27 protein-coding genes and 1 tRNA gene are annotated in these 20267 nt (G+C 61.0%); 20 read left to right on the top strand and 8 right to left on the bottom strand.

Annotated features, from left to right (window positions below):
• Positions 1-22: 22 nt before the first annotated feature.
• Positions 23-277, bottom strand: coding sequence for a hypothetical protein (locus tag ACF8K2_RS08135; protein ID WP_392464247.1), 255 nt, complete (start codon positions 275-277; stop codon positions 23-25).
• Positions 278-372: 95 nt separating this feature from the next.
• Between ACF8K2_RS08135 and ACF8K2_RS08130 the strand changes: the two genes are divergently transcribed.
• Together ACF8K2_RS08130 and ACF8K2_RS08125 are read left to right on the top strand one after the other, a co-directional pair.
• Positions 373-1152 (top strand): DUF2786 domain-containing protein, encoded by a 780-nt coding sequence (locus ACF8K2_RS08130; RefSeq protein WP_392464246.1) that lies wholly within the window; start codon positions 373-375, stop codon positions 1150-1152.
• Between the two features lie 298 nt (positions 1153-1450).
• Complete coding sequence (locus ACF8K2_RS08125) at positions 1451-2554, top strand: HNH endonuclease (protein WP_392464245.1); 1104 nt, start codon at positions 1451-1453, stop codon at positions 2552-2554.
• A 168-nt stretch (positions 2555-2722) separates the two neighbouring features.
• Here the strand turns inward: ACF8K2_RS08125 and ACF8K2_RS08120 are convergent, their stop codons facing one another.
• A complete protein-coding gene (locus ACF8K2_RS08120) occupies positions 2723-3025 on the bottom strand; it encodes a hypothetical protein (RefSeq protein ID WP_392464244.1) in 303 nt (100 codons plus the stop codon).
• 174 nt (positions 3026-3199) lie between these two features.
• Here ACF8K2_RS08120 and ACF8K2_RS08115 point away from each other — a divergent pair, with 174 nt between their 5' ends.
• The 9 genes from ACF8K2_RS08115 to ACF8K2_RS08075 are packed head-to-tail and all read left to right on the top strand — an operon-like array spanning position 3200 to position 7106.
• Positions 3200-3667 carry a hypothetical protein gene (locus tag ACF8K2_RS08115; protein WP_392464243.1) on the top strand — a complete coding sequence of 156 codons (468 nt, stop codon included), beginning with the start codon at positions 3200-3202 and terminating at the stop codon, positions 3665-3667.
• On the top strand, positions 3664-3918 hold the full coding sequence (locus tag ACF8K2_RS08110) for a hypothetical protein (RefSeq protein WP_392464242.1): 255 nt from the start codon (positions 3664-3666) through the stop codon (positions 3916-3918). Before ACF8K2_RS08115 ends, ACF8K2_RS08110 begins: the two co-directional genes overlap by 4 nt.
• Positions 3915-4223, top strand: a complete 309-nt coding sequence (locus ACF8K2_RS08105; RefSeq protein ID WP_392464241.1) for a hypothetical protein — start codon at positions 3915-3917, stop codon at positions 4221-4223. Before ACF8K2_RS08110 ends, ACF8K2_RS08105 begins: the two co-directional genes overlap by 4 nt.
• Positions 4220-4639: a phage protein NinX family protein gene (locus tag ACF8K2_RS08100; RefSeq protein ID WP_392464240.1), complete on the top strand. Its 420-nt coding sequence runs from the start codon at positions 4220-4222 to the stop codon at positions 4637-4639. Before ACF8K2_RS08105 ends, ACF8K2_RS08100 begins: the two co-directional genes overlap by 4 nt.
• Positions 4636-4971, top strand: coding sequence for a hypothetical protein (locus tag ACF8K2_RS08095; protein ID WP_392464239.1), 336 nt, complete (start codon positions 4636-4638; stop codon positions 4969-4971). The genes ACF8K2_RS08100 and ACF8K2_RS08095 overlap by 4 nt, the downstream gene beginning before the upstream one ends.
• A gap of 43 nt (positions 4972-5014) precedes the next feature.
• The gene (locus tag ACF8K2_RS08090; protein ID WP_392464238.1) at positions 5015-5212 is read left to right on the top strand and encodes a hypothetical protein; all 198 of its coding nucleotides are present in this window, start codon (positions 5015-5017) and stop codon (positions 5210-5212) included.
• A gap of 51 nt (positions 5213-5263) precedes the next feature.
• Positions 5264-5761, top strand: coding sequence for a hypothetical protein (locus ACF8K2_RS08085; RefSeq protein WP_392464237.1), 498 nt, complete (start codon positions 5264-5266; stop codon positions 5759-5761).
• Between the two features lie 39 nt (positions 5762-5800).
• On the top strand, positions 5801-6043 hold the full coding sequence (locus ACF8K2_RS08080) for a DUF4224 domain-containing protein (RefSeq protein WP_392464236.1): 243 nt from the start codon (positions 5801-5803) through the stop codon (positions 6041-6043).
• Between the two features lies 1 nt (position 6044).
• Complete coding sequence (locus tag ACF8K2_RS08075; RefSeq protein ID WP_392464235.1) at positions 6045-7106, top strand: tyrosine-type recombinase/integrase; 1062 nt, start codon at positions 6045-6047, stop codon at positions 7104-7106.
• Positions 7107-7215: 109 nt separating this feature from the next.
• Here ACF8K2_RS08075 and ACF8K2_RS08070 read toward each other — a convergent pair.
• Positions 7216-7303, bottom strand: a tRNA-Ser gene (locus tag ACF8K2_RS08070).
• A 124-nt stretch (positions 7304-7427) separates the two neighbouring features.
• Between ACF8K2_RS08070 and ACF8K2_RS08065 the strand changes: the two genes are divergently transcribed.
• The 8 genes from ACF8K2_RS08065 (at position 7428) to ACF8K2_RS08030 (ending at position 13318) form a co-directional block, all read left to right on the top strand.
• Positions 7428-8099, top strand: coding sequence for a Bax inhibitor-1/YccA family protein (locus ACF8K2_RS08065; protein ID WP_186555088.1), 672 nt, complete (start codon positions 7428-7430; stop codon positions 8097-8099).
• Between the two features lie 231 nt (positions 8100-8330).
• Entirely contained in the window at positions 8331-9710 is a 1380-nt protein-coding gene (locus tag ACF8K2_RS08060) for a nucleobase:cation symporter-2 family protein (protein WP_186555087.1), read from the top strand.
• 148 nt (positions 9711-9858) lie between these two features.
• Positions 9859-10251 (top strand): sulfurtransferase complex subunit TusD, encoded by a 393-nt coding sequence (gene tusD / locus ACF8K2_RS08055; RefSeq protein WP_392464234.1) that lies wholly within the window; start codon positions 9859-9861, stop codon positions 10249-10251.
• 1 nt (position 10252) lies between these two features.
• A complete protein-coding gene (tusC, locus tag ACF8K2_RS08050) occupies positions 10253-10612 on the top strand; it encodes a sulfurtransferase complex subunit TusC (RefSeq protein WP_392464233.1) in 360 nt (119 codons plus the stop codon).
• Positions 10612-10917, top strand: coding sequence for a sulfurtransferase complex subunit TusB (gene tusB, locus ACF8K2_RS08045; RefSeq protein WP_392464232.1), 306 nt, complete (start codon positions 10612-10614; stop codon positions 10915-10917). The genes tusC and tusB overlap by 1 nt, the downstream gene beginning before the upstream one ends.
• The gene (locus ACF8K2_RS08040; RefSeq protein WP_392464231.1) at positions 10914-11249 is read left to right on the top strand and encodes a TusE/DsrC/DsvC family sulfur relay protein; all 336 of its coding nucleotides are present in this window, start codon (positions 10914-10916) and stop codon (positions 11247-11249) included. The genes tusB and ACF8K2_RS08040 overlap by 4 nt, the downstream gene beginning before the upstream one ends.
• Positions 11246-12259: a glycosyl transferase family protein gene (locus ACF8K2_RS08035; protein WP_392464230.1), complete on the top strand. Its 1014-nt coding sequence runs from the start codon at positions 11246-11248 to the stop codon at positions 12257-12259. Before ACF8K2_RS08040 ends, ACF8K2_RS08035 begins: the two co-directional genes overlap by 4 nt.
• Positions 12260-12355: 96 nt before the next feature.
• Positions 12356-13318 carry a glutathione S-transferase family protein gene (locus tag ACF8K2_RS08030; RefSeq protein ID WP_392464229.1) on the top strand — a complete coding sequence of 321 codons (963 nt, stop codon included), beginning with the start codon at positions 12356-12358 and terminating at the stop codon, positions 13316-13318.
• Positions 13319-13383: 65 nt separating this feature from the next.
• Here the strand turns inward: ACF8K2_RS08030 and ACF8K2_RS08025 are convergent, their stop codons facing one another.
• Positions 13384-14166, bottom strand: coding sequence for an SDR family NAD(P)-dependent oxidoreductase (locus ACF8K2_RS08025; RefSeq protein WP_186555080.1), 783 nt, complete (start codon positions 14164-14166; stop codon positions 13384-13386).
• An 88-nt stretch (positions 14167-14254) separates the two neighbouring features.
• Entirely contained in the window at positions 14255-15304 is a 1050-nt protein-coding gene (locus ACF8K2_RS08020; RefSeq protein ID WP_392464228.1) for a sigma-54-dependent Fis family transcriptional regulator, read from the bottom strand.
• Between the two features lie 161 nt (positions 15305-15465).
• Here ACF8K2_RS08020 and ACF8K2_RS08015 point away from each other — a divergent pair, with 161 nt between their 5' ends.
• Positions 15466-16389 (top strand): LysR family transcriptional regulator, encoded by a 924-nt coding sequence (locus tag ACF8K2_RS08015; RefSeq protein WP_392464227.1) that lies wholly within the window; start codon positions 15466-15468, stop codon positions 16387-16389.
• Positions 16390-16511: 122 nt separating this feature from the next.
• Here the strand turns inward: ACF8K2_RS08015 and ACF8K2_RS08010 are convergent, their stop codons facing one another.
• Genes ACF8K2_RS08010 through ACF8K2_RS08000 form a run of 3 tightly spaced genes read right to left on the bottom strand, consistent with a single transcriptional unit; the run spans position 16512 to position 20227 of the window.
• Positions 16512-17303 carry an SDR family NAD(P)-dependent oxidoreductase gene (locus ACF8K2_RS08010; RefSeq protein ID WP_392464226.1) on the bottom strand — a complete coding sequence of 264 codons (792 nt, stop codon included), beginning with the start codon at positions 17301-17303 and terminating at the stop codon, positions 16512-16514.
• A gap of 12 nt (positions 17304-17315) precedes the next feature.
• Positions 17316-19196 carry a TRAP transporter large permease subunit gene (locus ACF8K2_RS08005; RefSeq protein WP_264233191.1) on the bottom strand — a complete coding sequence of 627 codons (1881 nt, stop codon included), beginning with the start codon at positions 19194-19196 and terminating at the stop codon, positions 17316-17318.
• Positions 19196-20227 (bottom strand): TRAP transporter substrate-binding protein, encoded by a 1032-nt coding sequence (locus tag ACF8K2_RS08000; RefSeq protein ID WP_392464225.1) that lies wholly within the window; start codon positions 20225-20227, stop codon positions 19196-19198. The genes ACF8K2_RS08005 and ACF8K2_RS08000 overlap by 1 nt, the downstream gene beginning before the upstream one ends.
• Positions 20228-20267 lie beyond the last annotated feature (40 nt).

The following is a 20267-nucleotide window of genomic DNA, read 5'->3' as shown; positions in this document are numbered from 1 at the left end:
CGATCCCCGCCAGCGCCTTCCCCTATTCCCCGACTCTTCCGGCCTTGAGATAAGCGCTCAGCCACACGCATGCGCAGCCGCCGAAAAGTATTGGCCAAAGAACCAGCGCACCATCATCAATATCAAACATTCCCCGGAAAAAAACTTTCCATGTGATCGCTCCAAGAAGAGCAACCCTGGCTATTGCCCAGGCCATCAGCAGGCCGAAAATCACTATAAGGCCAATGCCGACTTTCCTAAGGGTCCGCTCCACCAAAACCCGCTGCGCGATGTTCATCCCGGCATCCTAATCAGAATTGCCAAGCAATTTAACGACCTTTTATTCGACACGCCACCCCAGCGAGGGCGGCGCCTGCCCTCAAGGAACACAACATGACCGAACAGCAGCCAGACGAAAGCAAGCCGGAGCGGGTTATCCGCAAGATCAAACGATGCCTTGCTCTATCTAAGAGTTCGAACGAGAACGAAGCGGCCACGGCAATGCGCCAGGCCCAGGCACTAATGCGTGAGTACCGCCTGACCGAGGTCGATGTCCGCCTGAGCGACGTTGGAGAAGTCGAGTCCGAGAAGTACCGGGTCAATCGTCGCCCGACCTGGGATCGACAACTCAGCGCCATCGTTGCAAAGGCATTCGGCGTGCGACCTCTGGATGTGAAGAAATGGAGCAAAACTGCTGGTCGAGTCGTGGCGCGTGCATGCTTTGTCGGCGTAACACCGGCTCCCCAAATTGCAATGTATGCGTATGAGGCACTGCTAACCAAGCTTACACAGTCGCGTCGCGAGTATGTGTCACAGGTTAGGGAGGGGCGGCGGCGCAGTAGCTACTCCCCTGAGACTGCCGGTAACCACTTTGCACTCGCCTGGGTTTCAGCAGTGCATGGGAAGATTCACGACCTGGTACCGCGTGGCGAAGAAGATGCGGCCTTGCCAAATGGCACCACCGGACGCGACTTGGTGGCGGTGGAAGCGCAGGACAAAGCTCTGGTCGAGCAGTATCTGGCAGGCAAGGAGATAGGCAAGGCCCGCAAAGCCCCGGAGATCGAACTGGACCTGGATGCGCAGATTGCCGGGCTCCTGGCTGGTCAGCGCGTAAACATCAACCCGGGTCTTGCCGCTGGGGGCGAGCAACCGTTGCACCTGACTCAGGCTTGAGGTATCCCCATGCCCACAGAAAACCGATCCAGCAACACCAACATGGTCAGCGAGCTGCAGCCGTGCCCATTCTCCGGTGGTAAAGCTGACTCGCGCTGCCCGCCAGCTCCTTCTCATCTTAAACGATGAGATTGATTCAATTCATCCCACGCGGTTTCGAAAATCGCTTTGTAGCTGAACCAAGCACCCTAGAGCAAAGTTGGAGAAGCTGAGCTCCTGCTTGTCATTGCGCCATCCAGCCAGACAGGCGAGGATTGCAGGCCGGCCCGTTGACGTATGCCCTACAAGGAAATAGAACGTGAAACTCCCGCAGGTCAAGACGGAAAAGCTTGAACAAGCATTGAAGCAGTTCGACCAGAAAATTCGTAATCGAGCGGAATGGCAGGGCTGGATGAGCAATCAAGCTCATCGCTATGCAATCAGTGCCAACAATCAGCTATATCCTGCAAAAAAAATCGTTTCGCTGGCCACTGGTGTTGCCGTTGGGCTCTTTTCTGGTGGACAACCCACGAACAGCTACCTAAAGCGCCACGGCTACACGATAGTCAACCTCCCCAGGTCGTCAGAGGCTGAGCTCCGCTTTATCGTAGGCCAAGTGTATGACCGAAAGACCGAAATACATGACCTATTTGGCGGGAGCAAGCAGAGCGGCATTGCACCTTCGGCTCAGTCGCCAGCTATTTTCTTGTTCACCGGTGAGTCTGGCGAACAATATGGATATGCAGACACTGCAGATGAAAACGGTGTCTACAGCTACACAGGCGAGGGGCAGCTTGGTCACATGACGCTTACCAAAGGCAATCTAGCGATAGCACAACATGCTGAAGCGGGAAAGGCGCTATACCTCTTTAAATCCCTGGGCAAGGGTTTGGGTCAGGAATACTTAGGTGAATTCGCCTGCGCTAACTATGAATGGCACACAGGGCCAGACCGCAAAGGCCAGCTACGCAATATCATCGTTTTCAATCTAGTTCCCGATCGAGCCAAGACCGATCAAGATGAACCCGATAGCTACGAGGACGACGATCTCCCTCCTACTTCGACTATCGAAGAGGCGCGTAAGCTTGCTCTAGCAGCCGCGGCTTCCAATAGCGCCGGCAGTAAACATTCGGCAATGAAAACCATCTACCGCCGGAGTAGGATCATTTCGAAATATGTGATCCGACGATCTAAAGGGATCTGTGAAAGCTGCAAGGAACCCGCACCTTTTCTGAAGAAGGATGGAAGCCCATATCTTGAGCCCCACCATGTGAATCGCGTATCTGATGGAGGTTTGGACCATCCAATGTATGTGGGCGCTGTCTGCCCAGCGTGTCACCGAGAGATTCACCATGGATTAAATGGTGAACAGAGGAACGAAGCTCTGAAAGCTTATATAAAGAACATTGAATCTCTATGCTGAACTTAGGATCACTGATTCAGATATAGTAAATTTCTTGGCTATGGCTCACCTGCCCGTGACGCAATAGGTGCTTTTCCGCCCACTGGAAAGCCGGGCAGTTTGAGCTGGTGAAGTCGCCCTGACCAAAAGAGTATATTTTTACTCAGACCAGCTGTAACCCTTCTCCCTCTATTTCAAACAAGTCGTAGCGCGGGTTGTAGTCCGAGCACCCTCAGTAGCAACCCGGCGAGCAAGGCCAACGCCCCACGCCATTGCCCTGGTCATTGACTCGCCAGGGCGAGAATCAAAGGCCTCTTCATGCAATGGCATGCCTGAAGGCGCATAGACTCCAATGAACATCTGCGTGTTGCCTATCCGCGACAGTCGCACCTGGACATCTATGAATGTTCCGTCATCGAGTGTTTCGTCATGAGTCCTATGGTGAAGCGTCGGGTCAGCCCAAGACCAAAAAACATCACCGCGAATTCTCATGCCGTCCTCCTACGACTTTAGTTGTATGCACTAAGCCACCATAGCCCTCCACAAGCGGCGAGCAACCGCTTAACGCTGGATTGTGAGCTGAATCGGACCACCGGACCGAAACCCTGTACCTAACCCTCCCACTTGTACAACTTTCAGCCGCGATATGGCGGCCAAGGAATCCCCGTGCTCGAAACAATTGAGTTGGACCTCGACGCGATCGAGGCAGCGGCCAAGGCTGCCACCCCGCAAAACTTTGACAGCGCACAGGTCGCCGACACCGAAGAAGGCTGGATCGAATGCCCGAGTTGCGCCGGCGAAGGATCCGCCGAGCTGACAGCTGACTACCTGAACTACGACGGCCAGGCTCTAGGCGTCCAGTTCTACGGGATTGGCGACCCGCACGTTCACACTGAAGCGTACTACCGCGCTGCGCGACCTCCCGTCATGTTGGCCCTGATTGCTGAAGTACGCGCCCTCCGAGCTGACGCAGAGCGGTACCGCTGGCTCCGCGACCCGGATGGCCAAGAAGATCTCACCAGCGAATACAACATGCCGCCCATCATCTGTGGTTACGCCGAGCATGAGGACATTCTTGCCAACGACGCGCTAGACCGCGCGATCGACCAGGGCATGGAGGCGACCCAGCCATGACCCGCCTCGCCCTCTGCCTCCTGCTGCTGGCCACCGGCGTCAGCGCAACCGAGAACGTCATCGACATCCAGCACGACAGCCAGCGAGGCGTCACCTGCTACCTGCTGAATGGGGTCGGCATCAGCTGCATCCCCGACAGCCAGCTGCAGGCCGGCAACCAGCGCCAGCTCTCCCCGCACGAACAAGAACAAAACTCCCCTACCCCAGCAGCCGCTCAGGGGCGATGGATTGATGAGAGGTATCAGCTGTGAGCAAGTATCGCAAAGGTCAGCTTTACACCCGTCGCATGCGCCCGTCCGACGACAGCGACAGTTGGCGCCTGGCAATGCGCCTGGCGTTCTACACAACGATGCTGCGCAGTGGCGATTACAAGAGTGCATACGTGCTCTGCCGCCACGGTGTGAAAGGGATAATGGAAGTTGGTCGAAGCCGTAAGGACCTGACCTCCACTCTGTTCATGTCCGGTTGCCGCTCTTTCAAGGATATCCAGCGCAAGAGCAAGTTCGGCAACATCGAGCGCGCCAAAGCGGCCAAGGCCAAGCAGGTGGCGCCATGACAGACCTGATCAAAGTGAAGACGGCAGACCTGGTCGGCGAGCAACTGGCCTGGGCCGTAGGCAAGGCGGAAGGCCTAGATGTGCTCCTCGCCCCACCCATCTACGGCAACCCGTGGCGAGTGTTCGTCCGCTACACCGGCGAGGTCACGATTCGCGAGGTGCGGTACAACCCGTGGGATGACTGGGCGTTGGGCGGGCCGCTGATCGACAAGCACCACGTTCAAACCAGCTTCAATGGAAGCGGCTTTAGTCGTAGCCCCAGCGGCGAGTACTGGTGCGCGTATGTGTGCAAGCCAAGCGGTCAGCAGGAGTTCCCGAGCGGTGGCGGACCTAACGCGTTAACTGCCGCTTGCCGGGCAATAGCGCAGGCCAAGCTCGGCGATACCGTCCAAGTGCCGAAGGAGCTGATGCTATGACTGAACAAAGCACCAAGGAATTCTACTCTGTCGATCAAGCCTCTCAGCATGCTGCTGAATGGTGCAAACGCAATCCCGCATGGCGCCGGATCTGCGATATCCCGGATATCTCCGTGTTCGAAAAAACCTACGATGAGATTCCAAAGCGCGAGCGCGCCTACTGGGAAAAGAACGGCGGCAAAGAATGCTGGCGTGAATTCGGCGCCGGGGGAACCAAGGTGCCTACCGGATTCATCTCTGGAAAGGGTGAGTTCTTCGACCACGTCCTGAAAGTGCCACTCCATCACAACATGATGATGGTGTACCGCGTCGGCAAGAGGTGGAAGCCATGATCGCCCCCGCCTACATGGCCTACCTGATCTACAGGGGGCCGCGATGAGGCTGATCTACCGCATCAATCGCCGACTTCCGTTCGGCGGGCTGCCGATCGCTCGGGTCCAACATGGCCGTAACACCTGCACCCTCTACAAGAACGGTTGGGTGCTCATCAGAGACGGCAAAAGCACTGACGCCCTCCCGCTCAACTTCACCAGCCAGGCCCTGGTCGACGCATTCGCGGCCGAACTCGCCTAACCCCTCCCTCTCCTACTCAAGCCCGCCGACATGCGCGGGCGAGGATTCCCTATGTCCGCAGTAAACCGATTCCACGAAGCCGCCGACAGTGCGCTGGTCATGATCAGCGATCACCTGCCTCCGGAAGCCAAGCTTACCCTGGCTATCTACATGCCTGGAAAGCCAGAGCAGGACATTGTTTTCAAGGGACCAGCCGTTGATACCGACGAGGTAGTCAACACACTGCGCCGCCGCGCCGGCCTGAGCCTCGACGGCGATAACGGCTACAAGCGCGGCGTATGCGACGTGATCGTCGGCAGCCTTGCTGCCGGCAAGCAGAACACCGACCCACCACCGGCTGATCACTGGGCCCAACGTTTCTGGGATATCGGCCGCGCCGAGGGCGAACTGCAGGAAGAACTGGTGCGGGCGCTGCGCCTGGCGCGCAAAGAGCTGGATGCCTGCCAGCGCGTCATCCACTACGCCGGAGGGTTCGACCCGGCCTATGTCAACGACGCCCAGGCCGCACTCAAGGTCGCCGACGCAGTGCTAGAAAAGACCCCTGCCTGACCACCAACCTGCCGCCACCGGCGGCGTGGAGACCATCCCATGGAAACCGAGATCCTTTCGGACGACGAGTTGGTCGAGCTGACCGGCTACAAGGCCAGGGGCTACCAGCGCCGCTGGCTCAAAGAGCGCGACTGGGTGTTCGTTGAAACCCGAAGCGGGCGGCCTTTGGTTGGTCGCCACTACGTCCGCATGAAGCTGGGCGTAACCCTTGAGGTGGTACCAATGGCGCCACCGCCGCCGGCCGCCCCCACGTGGACACCAGACATTTCGAAGGTGAGGTGAAATGCGCCCCAGGAAGACAGAGAATAGGGACTTGCCGCCGGGCATGTACCGACGCAAGCGCACCAGCAAGAGCAAGAAGAACCCCAATAAGGAGTGGATCAGCTACTTCTACTTGGACAAGTCAGGGAAGTCGGTGCCGCTGGGCACCGACCTGAGCCTGGCACGACTGAAGTGGGCCGAACTTGAGGCGAAGGAAAAACCGAAGGACCTGGTCACCATGGGCGCGATATTCGATCGGTACGAGCGTGACATTATCCCGAAGAAGGCGCCGCGCACCCAGAAGGACAACTTGGCCGAGATACGCCAGCTGCGTAATTACTTCGAGAAGGCGCCAATCGACGGAATCACGCCTGCGCACGTGGCGAAGTATCGCGATGCCAGGACAGCGCCGGTCAGGGCGAACCGCGAGATCGCCACCCTGTCGCACATCTTCAACATCGCCCGGGAATGGGGGCTCACCACCAACGAGAACCCGTGTCAGGGCGTACGCAAGAATAAGGAAGTACCGCGGGACTTCTACGCCAACGACGCGATATGGAACGCGGTGTATGCGAAAGCAGTGGGTGAACTGAAGGACGCCATGGACTTGGCGTATCTGACGGGCCAGCGTCCAGCGGACGTTCTGGTGATGAGGAGAGATGACATCGACGGCAAGGCGCTCGGCGTGAAGCAGAAGAAGACCCATAAGAAGTTGCGGATCATGCTCGAGGTCGATGGGGTGGAGAGCAGCCTGGGCGTCCTGATCAGGAAGATACTGGAACGCAATGCTTCACATAGTTCGCCTTACCTGCTGCTGACCGATAACGGCAGGCGGGTGACGGCACCCATGTTGCGCCATCGCTGGGATGACGCCAGAGAGGAAGCAGTGAAGGAAGCAGTCGCGGCCGGTGACCAAGTTCTGGCCGGCCGGATCAGCCAGTTCCAGTTCCGCGACATTCGCCCGAAGGCGGCTTCCGAGATCACCGATGTCGACCACGCCAGCCTGCTACTGGGCCACACCAAGGGCGACATTACCGAGCGGGTTTATCGCCGAATTGGAGCCCTGGCGAAACCCACCAAGTAGCGAAGTATTGTCAGCGCTGGCAAATCAAACCACTCCCAGGTTGTTCCCTTGGGTACTTTCTCTATGCCCCAAAAACGCAAAAAGCCCTGAGTAATCAGGGCTTTGAATATGGCGGAAGCGTAGAGATTCGAACTCTAGGATAGTTGCCCATCGACGGTTTTCAAGACCGTTGCCTTAAACCACTCGGCCACGCTTCCGGAACAGATTTGCGGCGCCATAATACCGTAATGTAACAAGCTGTCAAACTCTCTGTGTCGCGGCCTGCGGCGGCTCTGGTATGCTCACAGCATCCATAGGTTTCAACCCCACAGGAGTGTCGCCATGCGCGAACAGGATTATGCCGTACAACACGGCCAGCAGGTCGAGCAGCAGGAGGTCAGCAAGGTCCTGCGCAACACGTACAGCCTGCTGGCGCTTACCCTCGCCTTCAGCGGTGTGATGGCGTTCGTCGCGCAGCAGATGCGCGTCGGTTACCCGAACATCTTCGTGGTGCTGATCGGCTTCTACGGGCTGTTCTTCCTCACCGCCAAGCTGCGTGATTCGGTCTGGGGCCTGGTCTCCACCTTCGCCCTCACCGGTTTCATGGGCTTCATCCTTGGCCCGATCCTCAACCGCTACCTGGGCATGGCCGGTGGCGCTGAAGTGGTCAGCTCGGCATTTGCCATGACCGCGCTGGTGTTTGGTGGTCTGTCGGCCTACGTGCTGATCACCCGCAAGGACATGAGTTTCCTCAGTGGCTTCATCACTGCAGGCTTCTTCGTTCTGCTCGGCGCTGTGGTTGCCAGCTTCTTCTTCCAGATCAGCGGCCTGCAGTTGGCGATCAGCGCTGGCTTCGTTCTGTTCTCGTCGGTCTGCATTCTGTTCCAGACCAGCGCCATCATTCATGGCGGCGAGCGGAACTACATCATGGCGACCATCAGCCTGTATGTATCGATCTACAACCTGTTCATCAGCCTGCTGCAGCTGTTTGGCATCATGGGTCGTGATGACTGATCGATGTTGCTGATCGAGTAACGCAAAGCCCGCTTCGGCGGGCTTTTTTGTGCGCCCCAGATGGTGTGTTGTTTGCGCTGGCCTCATCGCGGGGCAAGCCCGCTCCCACGAGTTGAAACTGCGGGGGGCGAACACGAAATCGCCCAGTAAGCGGCAAATGAGCCTGGGGCCTACCCCAATTGCCTAGCGCCCCGTAGAATGCGCTCCTTTTTTCTTCCGGGGCAGCTTCCCATGAGTTCCATCGAACACGGGCCCGGCGCGCCAGCGCCTGCCAATGAACTGGTCCTTGGCCTTGAGGACAAGCCGCGGCCACTGATCGGCATGCTGGCTGCACTGCAGCATCTGCTAGCGATCATCGTGCCGATCGTGACCCCGGGCCTGCTGATCTGCCAGGCATTGGGCGTCTCGGCGCGCGATACCAACCTGATCGTGTCGATGTCGCTGGTAATCTCGGGTATCGCCACCTTCGTCCAGTGCCGACGCTTCGGCCCGTTTGGCGCGGGGCTGCTGATTGTGCAGGGCACCAGTTTCAACTTCGTCGGGCCACTGATTGCCGGTGGTGCGCTGATGGTCAAGCAAGGCACGCCGGTTGAAGGGGTAATGGCGGCGATCTTCGGCGTGGTAATCGCCGGCTCGTTCGTCGAGATGGGCGTGTCGCGCATCCTGCCGTTCGTCAAACGCCTGATCAGCCCGCTGGTGACCGGCATCGTCGTGCTGATGATCGGCCTAACCCTGATCAAGGTTGGCCTGATCAGCATGGGCGGTGGCTTCACGGCGATGGGCAATGGCACCTTCGCCAATGGCGAGAACCTGCTGCTGTCGGGTGTGGTGCTGGCGATTATCGTGGTGCTTAACCGCATCCCGGTAGTGTGGATGCGCAGTTGCGCCATCGTTATTGCCTTGGCAGTTGGCTATGCCTTGGCGGGCTATCTGGGCCGCCTGGACTTTACCGGTATGCACGAGGCTGCTGTGTTCCAGGTGCCGATGCCACTGCATTTCGGCCTGAGCTTCTCCTGGGCGCTGTTCATCCCGATGCTGGTGATCTACCTGGTGACTTCGCTGGAAGCCATTGGTGACGTCACTGCAACCAGCAAAGTGTCGCGCGAGCCGGTCGAAGGGCCACTGTGGATGCAGCGGATCAAGGGCGGTGTGCTGGTCAACGGCGCCAACTCGCTGCTGGCCGGGGTGTTCAATACCTTCCCCAGTTCGATCTTCGCCCAGAACAATGGGGTGATTCAGCTGACCGGTATCGCCAGCCGTCATATCGGCATCTGGATCGCAGCCATGTTGGTGTTGCTCGGCCTGTTCCCAAGCGTTGCCGGGGTAATCCAGGCAGTGCCTGAGCCAGTGCTGGGTGGCGCGGCGATGGTGATGTTCGGCGCCGTGGCGGCTTCGGGCATCAATATCTTGGCCAGCACCCGTCTGGATCGCCGTGCCCTGTTGATCATTGCCGTGTCCCTGGCGCTGGGCCTGGGCGTGGCGCAGGTGCCAGAATTCCTTGCGCATATGCCCGCAGCGCTGCGCAACGTGCTGGAGTCGGGCGTGGCCACCGGCGGCATCTGCGCCCTGGTGCTGAACTGGTTCCTGCCAGAGAGCAAGGATCAGCACTAAGCGTCGACTGAGCGTTAGCTATCGCGGGGCAAGCCCGCTCTCACGTTGCTCGTCCTGTTGGTAGGATTGACGTGAGAGCGGGCTTGCCCCGCACTCTATCCGGGCTTTTTTGCTTTATCATGGCCGCATTACGTTGCAAGAGCCTCCCATGAAATTCGCCATCGCGGTTTTTTCCCCAGCCCATGCGCCCTCCTCGCGCCGCGCCCTGCGCTTCGCTGAGGCGGCGCTGGCCGGCGGGCATGAGATTGCCCGCTTGTTCTTCTATCAGGACGGGGTACACAGCTCCTCGGCCAACGTCGTCGCACCCCAGGATGAACTGGACGTCGCCGCGCAGTGGCGCGCCTTCATCAGCGAGCATCAGCTTGACGCAGTGGTGTGCATTGCCGCTGCCCTGCGCCGTGGCGTGCTGGATCAGACCGAAGCCAATCGCTACCAGCGCCCGGCCGTGAACCTGCCAGCGCCGTGGGAGCTGTCCGGCCTTGGCCAGTTGCATGAGGCGGCGCAAGTTGCCGACCGCCTGGTCTGTTTCGGAGGCGATTGAAATGGCCAAATCCTTATTGATCATCAGCCGTCAGGCACCGTGGAACGGCCCTTCTGCCCGCGAAGCCCTGGATATTGCCCTGGCCGGCGGCGCCTTCGACCTGCCGCTGGGCATGCTGTTTCTCGATGATGGCGTATTCCAGTTGGCCGAAGGTCAGCAACCGGCACAGGTGCAGCAGAAGAACCTCGCTGCCAACCTGCAGGCACTGCCGATGTTTGGCGTCGATGCGCTGTTCGCTTGCGGCCATAGCCTGGCCGAGCGCGGCCTTGACAGTGGCGAACTGGCGCTGCCGGTAGAGGTGCTGGACGACGCGGCCCTGGCCGCACTGATTGCCCGATTCGACCAGGTGGTAACACTCTGATGACGACCTTGCATGTAATTGCTCACTCACCGTTTGGCGACAACCGCCTGCAAAGCTGCCTGCGGTTACTGGGTGCTGACGATGCGCTGCTGCTATGCGGCGATGCGGTCTACGCCCTGCGTACCGGCACTGAGCCACAGCGGCTGTTGCAAGCGGCCAGCCTGGAGGCTCGCCTGTACGCGCTCGACGAAGACCTGCAGGCCCGCGGCATTGGCGGCATTGATGGCGCCTTGGCCGAAGCCGTGGACTACCCGGCCTTCGTTGCGCTGTCGCTCAAGTATGACAAGGTAAATAGCTGGTTATGAGCACCCTGACTGTCGGCGATCAGCAGATCGCTTTGGACAAGGACGGCTTTCTGGTCGACCTGCAAGACTGGTCCCCCGCCGTCGCCGAGGCCTTGGCTGCGCGCGAGGCCATCGCCTTGAGCCAGGATCACTGGGAGATCCTCGATCTGCTGCGCCAGTTTTACCAGGAGTTCGAGCTGTCGCCAGCCACCCGCCCGCTGATCAAGTACACCGCACTCAAGCTGGGCGCGGAAAAAGGCAACAGCCCACACCTCAATCGCCTGTTCAACGGCACTCCCGCCAAACTCGCCGCCAAGCTGGCGGGCCTGCCCAAGCCGACCAATTGCATATGACCGAACTCTGCGCCGAGCTGCGCCCACTCACCCTGGAAACCCCAGCCGAACACCCCTTCGCCGAATTCGTGCGCATCCTAGGCAAAGGCAAGCGCGGCGCCCGCGGCCTGACCCGAGAAGAGGCCCGCTCGGCGATGACCCTGCTGCTCGAAGGCAAGGTCGAGGATACCCAACTGGGCGCCTTCCTCATGCTCTTGCGGCACAAGGAAGAAAGCGCCGAGGAGCTGGCTGGGTTCACCGAGGCGCTGCGCACGCACCTGCAAGCGCCGAACATCGCTGTCGATCTGGACTGGCCCAGCTACGCCGGCAAAAAGCGCCATCTACCCTGGTATTTGCTGGCGGCCAAGTGCCTGGCCGGCAATGGCGTGCGGATCATGCTGCATGGCGGTGGCGCCCACACCGCAGGCCGGATGTACACCGAGCAGTTGCTGACTCTGCTGGAAATTCCGCTGTGTCGCAGCTGGCAAGCGGTCTCCAACGCCCTCGATGAACAGCGCCTGGCCTTCTTCCCGTTGCAGGACTGGGCGCCTCAGCTGCAGCGAATGATCGATCTGCGCAACACCTTGGGCCTGCGTTCGCCGATTCACTCGCTGGCGCGGGTGCTCAATCCGCTGGCGGCGCGTTGCGGCCTGCAAAGTATTTTCCACCCTGGCTACCAGGCAGTGCACCGCGAGGCCAGCCGTTTGCTGGGCGACCACGCCGTGGTGATCAAAGGTGATGGCGGCGAGATCGAGATCAACCCGGACGTTGCCAGCCATCTGTACGGCACCAGCGGCGGCGAGAACTGGGACGAAGAGTGGCCGGCCATGAGCGCCCAGCGCCATGTCAAACCGGCCAGTCTGCAACCTGAGCAGTTGCTTGCGGTCTGGCGCGGCGAAGCGCAAGACAGCTACGGCGAAATGGCCGTGATCGCAACCATGGCCCTGGCCCTGCGCGGGCTTGGGCAAGATCGCGAGCAAGCTTTCGGCAATGCCCGTGTTTACTGGGCAGAGCGCAAAAACATCAATTAATTCGATAAGAACAGCGCAGTCTTTGCGCTATTTATTCGAACGATAAGCCCTAGACTGAGCTCCAACGACAAACAACTTTGTTCCGAGGAGCTCACCATGGGCCTTTTGATTGATGGCCGCTGGCATGACCAGTGGTACCAGACCAGCAAGGACGGCGCGTTCCAGCGCGAGAACGCACAGCGGCGTAATCAGCTGCCCGCCCCCGAAGCCGGCCGTTATCACCTGTATGTGTCACTGGCATGCCCGTGGGCGCACCGCACCCTGATTTTCCGCGCGTTCAAAGGCCTGGAGCCGCTGATCGACGTCTCGGTGGTCAGCTGGCTGATGGGCGAGCATGGCTGGACCTTCGATAAGCAAAATGGCTCCAGCGGCGATCAGCTCGACGGCCTCGACTTCCTGCACCAGCGCTATACCCAGGATGACCCCAACTACACCGGCCGAGTGACCGTGCCTGTGCTGTGGGACAAAAAGCAAAAGCGCATCGTCAACAACGAGTCGGCCGAGATCATCCGCATTTTCAACAGTGCCTTCGATGAGCTGACCGGCAATCGTCTTGACCTGTACCCCGAAGCGCTGCGCCCAACCATTGAGGCGTTGAACGAGCGCATCTATCCGGCAGTGAACAACGGCGTTTACCGGGCAGGTTTCGCGACCACCCAAGAGGCCTATGAAGCGGCGTTCGACGAAGTGTTCAACGAACTGGACTACCTGGAAGCGCTGCTCAGCCGCCAGCGTTATCTGGCCGGTGAATACCTGACCGAGGCCGACGTGCGCCTGTTCACCACCCTGGTGCGTTTCGATGCGGTCTACCATGGCCACTTCAAGTGCAACCTGCGACGGTTGAGCGACTACCCGAACCTGTCCAACTGGCTGCGTGAGCTGTATCAATGGCCTGGGGTGGCAGGCACCGTGGATATGGAGCATATCCAGAAGCACTATTACATGAGCCACAAGACCATCAACCCCAATGGCATCGTGCCTAAAGGGCCGCTGCAGGACTTCAGCCTGGCCCATGATCGTGAGCGCCTTACTGGCCACGGCATCTGGCAGGGCCGCTAAGGCACACGCCGATCTGTAGGCGCGGGTTTGTCCCGCGCCTACAAGCTTTACGCCCGTAGCATCGCTCAGTCGCGCATGAACCCGCCATCCACATCCATGATCTCACCGGTGACAAAGCCTGCCTCCGCCGACGCCAAGAAACACACTGCCGCAGCAATATCCCGTGGCGTCCCAGCACGCCCCAGCGGCATCTGCGCCAGCACCTGCGCCCGAGCTTGCGGCGCCAGCACGCTGGTCATCTCGGTATCGGTCAGTGCCGGCGACACTGCGTTTACAGTAATGTCGAACGGCCCCGCCTCACGCGCCAGGCCCTTGGTCAGGGCGATCACCGCACCCTTGGCCGCCGCATAGCAACTGTTGCCCAACAACCCTCCCCCGCGCTTACCGGCTACCGAAGCGATGTTGATGATCCGCCCGGCACGCCGATCCATCATCCCCGGCAGCACCGCCTTGACACAGAAGAACACGCTGTTGAGATCGATCGCCATGACCCGATTCCACTCCGCCGTGGTCAGCTCCAGCAGCGGCGCTGTAGAAACGATTCCGGCGTTGTTGACCAGAATATCGACGCCACCGAACAGTCGCTCGACCTGCGTGACCATCGCCTGCACCTGCTGTTCCTCTGCCACATCCACCCCCACGCCAATAGCCTCGATCCCCTGTGCACGCAGCAGTTCGGCCGCACGCTCCGCGGCCTGTGGATCAAGATCGGCCAGGGCGACCCGCGCCCCGCAGTGGCCAAGCGCGACGGCGATGGCGTGGCCAATCCCGCGGGCAGCGCCCGTCACTAATGCGGTGCGACCGGTCAGGGTGAAGTTCAAAGGGGCGTAAGCGGCAGCGGCATTCATTGTTGTTATTCCTTCATGAGGTCGAACTCAGGCCCGCCCCCTGCACGGCAAGGGGCGTTGGATCTGTGCGATCAGTGGGTGATGCGGATCAGGCGTTGCGGCAGGCGCCCAGCGCCAACTGTTCCTTGAGCGGAGGGATATCCAGGCGCCGCAGCACTCGGTACAGCGATGGCCGGCAGATACCCAGCTCACGCGCCGCCGCCGACATGTTCCAGCGACAGGCTTGCAGCACTTCGAGCACATCGGCGCGCTCATCGCCTGCGCGAGTCGGGCGAATCGGGCGAATCGGCGTGACATTAGGCATCAGCGGACGTCCTGCGCCTGAGGCAGGCGGCAACTGGGCGAGGAAGTCCACCGGCAGATCGCCGCGCTGGATCCGCGCACCTTCCATCACCGCACAGGCATAGCGGATCACCGCGCGCATCTGGCGCAGGTTGCCGGGCCAGGCGTGGGTCAGCAGCAGCGACCAGACTTCAGCGCTGATCACCTGGCGCGGATCGCAACCGGGCAGTTCATGAGCGACCATGTTGCACAGCAACTCGCCGCGATCGGTGCGCTCGCGCAGCGGCGGTAACTCCACCACGCCAGTGGCGATGCGATAGAACAGATCCTCGCGAAAACTGCCGTCGGCCACCCGCGTGGTCAGGTCCTGGTGGGTGGCGCAGACCAAGGCGAAATTCACCGGCAGGCTGCGTTCGGCGCCCAGCGGGGTCACTTCACGCTCAGCGATCACCCGCAGCAGACGGGTCTGCTGCTCGTAGGGCATATCGCCGATTTCATCGAGAAACAAGGTGCCGCCATCCGCCTGCTGGACCTTGCCCTTCTTGCCACCCGGCAACGCGCCGGAAAAGGCACCACGGCTGTAGCCGAACAGCTCGCTTTCGATCAGCGTCTCGGGGATCGAGGCACAGTTGAGCGCCACCAGTTGGGCGTTGCGCCGTTGACTGTGGGCATGCAGGGCACGGGCAAGAATCTCTTTGCCGGTGCCGGTTTCGCCCCGGATCAGCACGGCAATACCACGCTCCATCAGGCGCAACGCGCGGCGAAAGGCCTGGCGCACCTGGGGGTCGCTGTCATGGGCGATATCGGTTTCGGCGGTGGTGGCGTACGGCACAGCAGGGTCAGTCAGGGAATGCATCAGCGTCACCTTTTATTGTTCTATAGCTTGTGACTATGTCGGCGGGCGACGCTTGTGGCGTGGCCGGGGCCGAAGGGGTGTTGCCTGATCACATTAGGTAGGCGCACTTATATTTTCCAATACATAATCAAGCATCCATTGATACCTTTGCGAGCATCACTGTGATCGAACTGCGCCACTTGTATTACTTCCGCACCCTGGCCGAGACCTTGCATTTTGGTCGCGCTGCCGAGCGCCTGCACATCTCGCAGCCGCCGTTGTCGCGGCAGATCGCCCTGCTGGAAGAGGAACTGGGGGTGAAGTTGTTCGATCGCTCGCGGCGTCGGGTCGAGCTGACCGAAGCCGGCCAGCGCTTCTACCTGGACACCGGCACGGTGTTCGCCGCCTTCGAGCAGGCCAAGCGCAATGCCCTGGCCGCGGCGCGCGGGGCGGCTGGCGAATTGTCGGTGGGGTTCATGATGTCGACCGCCTACAGCATCACCCCGGCCATCACCCGCCGCTACGCAGCGCTGTATCCGCAGGTCAACCTCAAGTTGACCGAGACCTTGCCGCTGGACCTGGCCCAGGACATCAGCAGTGGCAACAAGGACGTGGCGATCATGTATCGGCCGCAGGATTGCAGTGGCCTGGAGACGGTGACCCTGTACCGCGAAGAAATGACCTTGGTGCTACCACCTGGGCATCGTTTGATGGAACACGAGCTGATCGACCCGCAAGCGCTGGCCGGCGAGCCGTTCATCATCGTGCCCAGGCGGATTGCCCCGGCGCTGCACGACATGATCTTCAACTACTGCCTGCAGCACGGCGTGACGCCGAACATCGGCATGGAGATCAACATGCAGCAGACCATCGTCAACCTGGTGGGTGAAGGCTTAGGGGTCGCCATCGTGCCGCGCTCGATGCGCAACATGCGCCTGGCCACCACCAGCTTCAAGCCGTTGAAGCACGCGCCGGTGATCGAAGTGGTGGCAGTGTGGAAGGCCGACAACCACAACCCGTGCATTGCCACCTTTGTCGAGACGGCGCTGCAGGCGGGCGAGCAGGCAACGCGCGAGGATCAGGCGCAGCGGGGGTTGGAGGGGTGATTGCGAGGGTGTCGGTACTGGCCTCATCGCGGGGCAAGCCCGCTCCCACGCCCCCGGTACACTGACTGAACATGGGTAGCGTGGGAGCGGGCTTGCCCCGCGATGAGGCCGCCACTGCCAGATCAGATCTCCAGGATCCCCGAAGCCATGAAGCCACCATCCACTGGGATCACATGCCCGCTGATGTACGAGGCATCCTCAGAAGCCAGAAACGCCACCGCCCCCGCCATCTCCGCCGGCGTGCCATAACGGCGCAGTGGCACCGCGCGCGCATACGACTCACGCGTCGCCGCCGAATGCAGGGTCTGGGTCAATGGCGTATCCACCGGTCCCGGTGCAATGCCATTAACCGTGATGCCATGCTCAGCCAGTTCAATCGCCATCTGCCGGGTCAGGCCAATCACCGCTGCCTTCGACGTGCCATAAGCGGTGCGCCCCATGCTCGCGCGCATGCCGCTGATCGACGCGACGTTGATGATCCGCCCCCAGCCCTGCTCGCGCATCAACTGCGCCGCCTGTTGGCTGCACAGCAAGGTGCCGGTCAGGTTGATGTTCATCAGCCGCTGCCAACCCTCAAGCTCGGTATCGAGAAACGCCTGGGTGCGGGCGACGCCAGCATTGTTGACCAGCACATCGCAGCGCCCATAGTGCTCACGCAGCTGGGCGAACAGTGCACTGATCGACTGCGCATCGCCAACATCGATGGCCATGGCCTGGGCCTCGATGCCCTGCACCCGCAGCCCGGCGACCATCTCTTCGGCCGCCGCCAAGTTGATATCGGCCACCACCACGCTGTGGCCGTCGTGGCCCAGGCGTTCGGCGATGGCCGCACCGATACCCATCGCAGCCCCCGTCACCAGCGCAACCCGGCCGTGGGCTGGCGCATACATCGTTGTTTTCGCAGCTTGGCTCATGACAGCCCTCTCTTAAAGGAAACCAATGGAAATCCATGGGAAGCAGGCCACCACCACCAGGGCCACCAGCAAGGCCCCCAGGTAACCCCAAACCCTGCGTATAACGTGATCGGACGAGGTCTTGCTGATTGCACAGGCGGCGTAGAAGCCGACCCCCAAAGGCGGTGCGAACAGGCCCACGCCCATCGCCAGGATCACCACCATGGCGTAGTGCACCGGATGGATACCGAGCATTTCCGCCAGCGGGAACATCAACGGGCCGAACAGCACGATCGCTGGGATGCCCTCGAGCACGCTACCCAGAATCAGGAACACCAAAATGGTGACGAACATGAAGCCAAAGGTGCCGCCAGGGATTTCCTCGATCAGCTCCACCAGCGAGGCAGAGAACCCGGACTGGGTCAGTGCCCAGGCCATCGCCGAGGCCATGCCGATGATCAGCAAAATTGCCCCCGATAGCGCCGCCGCTTCCAACAGCATCGGGTACAGCCGGGCGAACTCGATGTGGCGCATGAACAGGTGCATGGCAAGGCCGACCAACACTACGTAGGCCACGCCGATGGTCGACACCTCGGTGGCGGTCGCGGCGCCTTCGAGCACCGCCACGCGGATCAGCAGCGGCAGCGCTAACGCAGGCAAGGCAATGAGGAAGGTCTTGGCCACCCGCGACAGCGGTGCGCGCTCGATCTTCGGTCCGTCTTCCTTGCGCGAACGCCACCAGCAAACCACCGCGATGGCGACCGTCGCGACCACCGCCGGCATCAAGCCGCCAATGAACAGCGCGGTGATCGATACGCTGCACACCGCACCAATGGTGATCAGCACCAGGCTTGGCGGAATGGTCTCGGTCATCGCCCCGGTGGCCGACAGCAGCGCTGCCAGCTCCTCTGGCTTGGAGCCGCGCCGCTTCATCTCGGGGAACAAGGCCGGGGCCACCGCAGCCATGTCGGCGACTTTGGAGCCGGAAATCCCCGACACCAGGAACATCGCCCCCAACAGCACGTACTGAAGGCCCCCGCGCACATGGCCGAGCAGCGAGGCCATGAAGTCGATCAGCGTGCGGGCCATGCCCGACAGTTGCAGCACCACCCCCAGCAGGACGAACAGCGGCACCGCCAACAGCACCATGTGCGACATGCCCTCGTCCATGCGCCCGACCACGATCGACAACGGCGCATGGGTAGCCAGGGCCAGGTAGGCCATGGTCGCCGTACCAAAGGCGAAGGCGATCGGGATGCCGCCAAACACACACGCCCCCAGCAACACCAGGAAGAACACCACCAGGTTGTAGTTACCCATCGCCGCCAGCAATGGCTGGGCCAGCCACAACGCCGCCCCCACCACCGCCACCACCGCAAGCCCGGCCATGAACTGGCGCACTGTCGAATAGCGCGCCATGCGCGCCACCGCCGCCAACAACATCAGTACCGCGCCTACCGGCAAAGCCGCCGCGCGCACCCCGTCAGGGATGCCCAAGGCTGGCGTGGTAATCCACATCTGCTCATGCGAATGCTGCATCGCCGGAGAAATGATCATCGCCACGAACAGGCAGACGATCAGCGCCGACAAGGTTTCACTGAAGCCGCGCCAGGCAGCCGGCAACTTGTTGACCACCGCCGACATGCGCATGTGTTCGCCACGGTCCAGGGCCAGTACCGCGCCGAACATCGACAGCCAGATGAACAGCGACGACGCCAACTCGTCGGACCAGATCAACGGGCTGTGCAGCACATAGCGGGCGATCACCCCCGCCAGCAGCACCAGGGTCTCGATCACCATCAAGGTGACGGCGATGACCCCGACCACACGCATGGTCCAGGTGTTCAGGCAGATCAGCACCCGGGCCGGCAGGCGCTGCGAAACGTTGGAGGCCGTGACCGCTGGCGCGCTCATCAGGCCAGTTTCCCGGAGAACTGCTCAAGAATGGCCCAGGCCTCGTCGCCGAACTTCTCGTGCCAGTCTGCGTAGTAATTGGCGCTACGCAACTTGGCGCGGAACGGCTCGGCGGGCGAGTCGACCAGCTCCAGGCCCTTGCCTTTGAGGGTGTCGCGGGTAGTGCCTTCCAGTTTGGCCAGGTCATCGCGCTGGGCCATCACCGCCGCCTCGATGTGCTTGCGCAGCACCGCTTGCAGCTCAGGCGGCAGGCGACCGATGGAGGCGCTGTTGCCGAGCATCCAGAAACCGTCCCAGACATGGTTGGTCAGCGAGCAATACTTCTGCACTTCATAGAGCTTGGCCGAGGACACCAGGGTCAGCGGGTTCTCCTGGCCTTCGACGATGCGCGTCTGCAGCGCCGAGTAGACTTCGGCGAAGTTGATGCTGGTCGGCGCTGCATCCAGGGCGCGGAAAATCGACATGATGATCGGGCTCGGCGGCACCCGTAGCTTCATCCCGCGCAGGTCATCGGGGCTGGCCACCGGCCGGGTGCTGGTGGTGGTCACGCGAAAACCGTTGTCCCACATCCGCTCATAGGCAAACAGCGTACCGGTCTTGGCGATCTCACCGCGCACGTGCTCGCCAAGGGCGCCGTCCATCGCGCTCCAGACTTGCTGGTAGTCCTTGAAGGCAAAACCCACCGCGCTGATCTGCACCGACGGCACCAGGGTGCCGAGGATCACCGGCGACAGCGAGAACAGGTCGACCGCGCCAGAGCGTACCTGGGCCAGGGTGTCGGTATCGCTGCCCAGCTGGCTGCTGGGGAACACCTGCACGCTCAGCGCGCCGTTGGTTTCCTCCTTGATCGCCTTGGCCATTTCCCGGGCACGGATGTTCATCGGGTGGCTGATGGGCAGGTTGTTGGCAAACTTCAGCTTGAAGTCGGCGGCGCGGCTATTGCCGCTGTACAGGCCCATCCCGGCGGCAGCGACAGCGGCCGATGCCAGTGAGGCCGTCTTGATGAAGGAACGGCGGGTGAAATCGCTCATGAAGCTCTCCTGACCTATTTGTTCTTATTGATCGAATTGC

Origin of the sequence: Pseudomonas sp. xss_2, from assembly GCF_043104195.1 — a bacterium.
GTDB classification, from domain to species: Bacteria; Pseudomonadota; Gammaproteobacteria; order Pseudomonadales; family Pseudomonadaceae; genus Aquipseudomonas; species Aquipseudomonas urmiensis.
Note: the sequence above shows the minus strand (reverse complement) of the source record. Positions and strands in the feature narration are given on the sequence as shown.

What these genes read in the sequence shown, in the direction of transcription:
- ACF8K2_RS08135 (WP_392464247.1), bottom strand. Translation starts at nt 277, where the DNA reads ATGAACATCGCGCAGCGGGTTTTGGTGGAGCGGACCCTTAGGAAAGTC.
- ACF8K2_RS08130 (WP_392464246.1), top strand. Translation starts at nt 373, where the DNA reads ATGACCGAACAGCAGCCAGACGAAAGCAAGCCGGAGCGGGTTATCCGC.
- ACF8K2_RS08120 (WP_392464244.1), bottom strand. Translation starts at nt 3,025, where the DNA reads ATGAGAATTCGCGGTGATGTTTTTTGGTCTTGGGCTGACCCGACGCTT.
- ACF8K2_RS08110 (WP_392464242.1), top strand. Translation starts at nt 3,664, where the DNA reads ATGACCCGCCTCGCCCTCTGCCTCCTGCTGCTGGCCACCGGCGTCAGC.
- ACF8K2_RS08100 (WP_392464240.1), top strand. Translation starts at nt 4,220, where the DNA reads ATGACAGACCTGATCAAAGTGAAGACGGCAGACCTGGTCGGCGAGCAA.
- ACF8K2_RS08095 (WP_392464239.1), top strand. Translation starts at nt 4,636, where the DNA reads ATGACTGAACAAAGCACCAAGGAATTCTACTCTGTCGATCAAGCCTCT.
- ACF8K2_RS08090 (WP_392464238.1), top strand. Translation starts at nt 5,015, where the DNA reads ATGAGGCTGATCTACCGCATCAATCGCCGACTTCCGTTCGGCGGGCTG.
- ACF8K2_RS08085 (WP_392464237.1), top strand. Translation starts at nt 5,264, where the DNA reads ATGTCCGCAGTAAACCGATTCCACGAAGCCGCCGACAGTGCGCTGGTC.
- ACF8K2_RS08080 (WP_392464236.1), top strand. Translation starts at nt 5,801, where the DNA reads ATGGAAACCGAGATCCTTTCGGACGACGAGTTGGTCGAGCTGACCGGC.
- ACF8K2_RS08075 (WP_392464235.1), top strand. Translation starts at nt 6,045, where the DNA reads ATGCGCCCCAGGAAGACAGAGAATAGGGACTTGCCGCCGGGCATGTAC.
- ACF8K2_RS08065 (WP_186555088.1), top strand. Translation starts at nt 7,428, where the DNA reads ATGCGCGAACAGGATTATGCCGTACAACACGGCCAGCAGGTCGAGCAG.
- ACF8K2_RS08060 (WP_186555087.1), top strand. Translation starts at nt 8,331, where the DNA reads ATGAGTTCCATCGAACACGGGCCCGGCGCGCCAGCGCCTGCCAATGAA.
- tusD (WP_392464234.1), top strand. Translation starts at nt 9,859, where the DNA reads ATGAAATTCGCCATCGCGGTTTTTTCCCCAGCCCATGCGCCCTCCTCG.
- tusC (WP_392464233.1), top strand. Translation starts at nt 10,253, where the DNA reads ATGGCCAAATCCTTATTGATCATCAGCCGTCAGGCACCGTGGAACGGC.
- tusB (WP_392464232.1), top strand. Translation starts at nt 10,612, where the DNA reads ATGACGACCTTGCATGTAATTGCTCACTCACCGTTTGGCGACAACCGC.
- ACF8K2_RS08040 (WP_392464231.1), top strand. Translation starts at nt 10,914, where the DNA reads ATGAGCACCCTGACTGTCGGCGATCAGCAGATCGCTTTGGACAAGGAC.
- ACF8K2_RS08035 (WP_392464230.1), top strand. Translation starts at nt 11,246, where the DNA reads ATGACCGAACTCTGCGCCGAGCTGCGCCCACTCACCCTGGAAACCCCA.
- ACF8K2_RS08030 (WP_392464229.1), top strand. Translation starts at nt 12,356, where the DNA reads ATGGGCCTTTTGATTGATGGCCGCTGGCATGACCAGTGGTACCAGACC.
- ACF8K2_RS08025 (WP_186555080.1), bottom strand. Translation starts at nt 14,166, where the DNA reads ATGAATGCCGCTGCCGCTTACGCCCCTTTGAACTTCACCCTGACCGGT.
- ACF8K2_RS08020 (WP_392464228.1), bottom strand. Translation starts at nt 15,304, where the DNA reads ATGCATTCCCTGACTGACCCTGCTGTGCCGTACGCCACCACCGCCGAA.
- ACF8K2_RS08010 (WP_392464226.1), bottom strand. Translation starts at nt 17,303, where the DNA reads ATGAGCCAAGCTGCGAAAACAACGATGTATGCGCCAGCCCACGGCCGG.
- ACF8K2_RS08005 (WP_264233191.1), bottom strand. Translation starts at nt 19,196, where the DNA reads ATGAGCGCGCCAGCGGTCACGGCCTCCAACGTTTCGCAGCGCCTGCCG.
- ACF8K2_RS08000 (WP_392464225.1), bottom strand. Translation starts at nt 20,227, where the DNA reads ATGAGCGATTTCACCCGCCGTTCCTTCATCAAGACGGCCTCACTGGCA.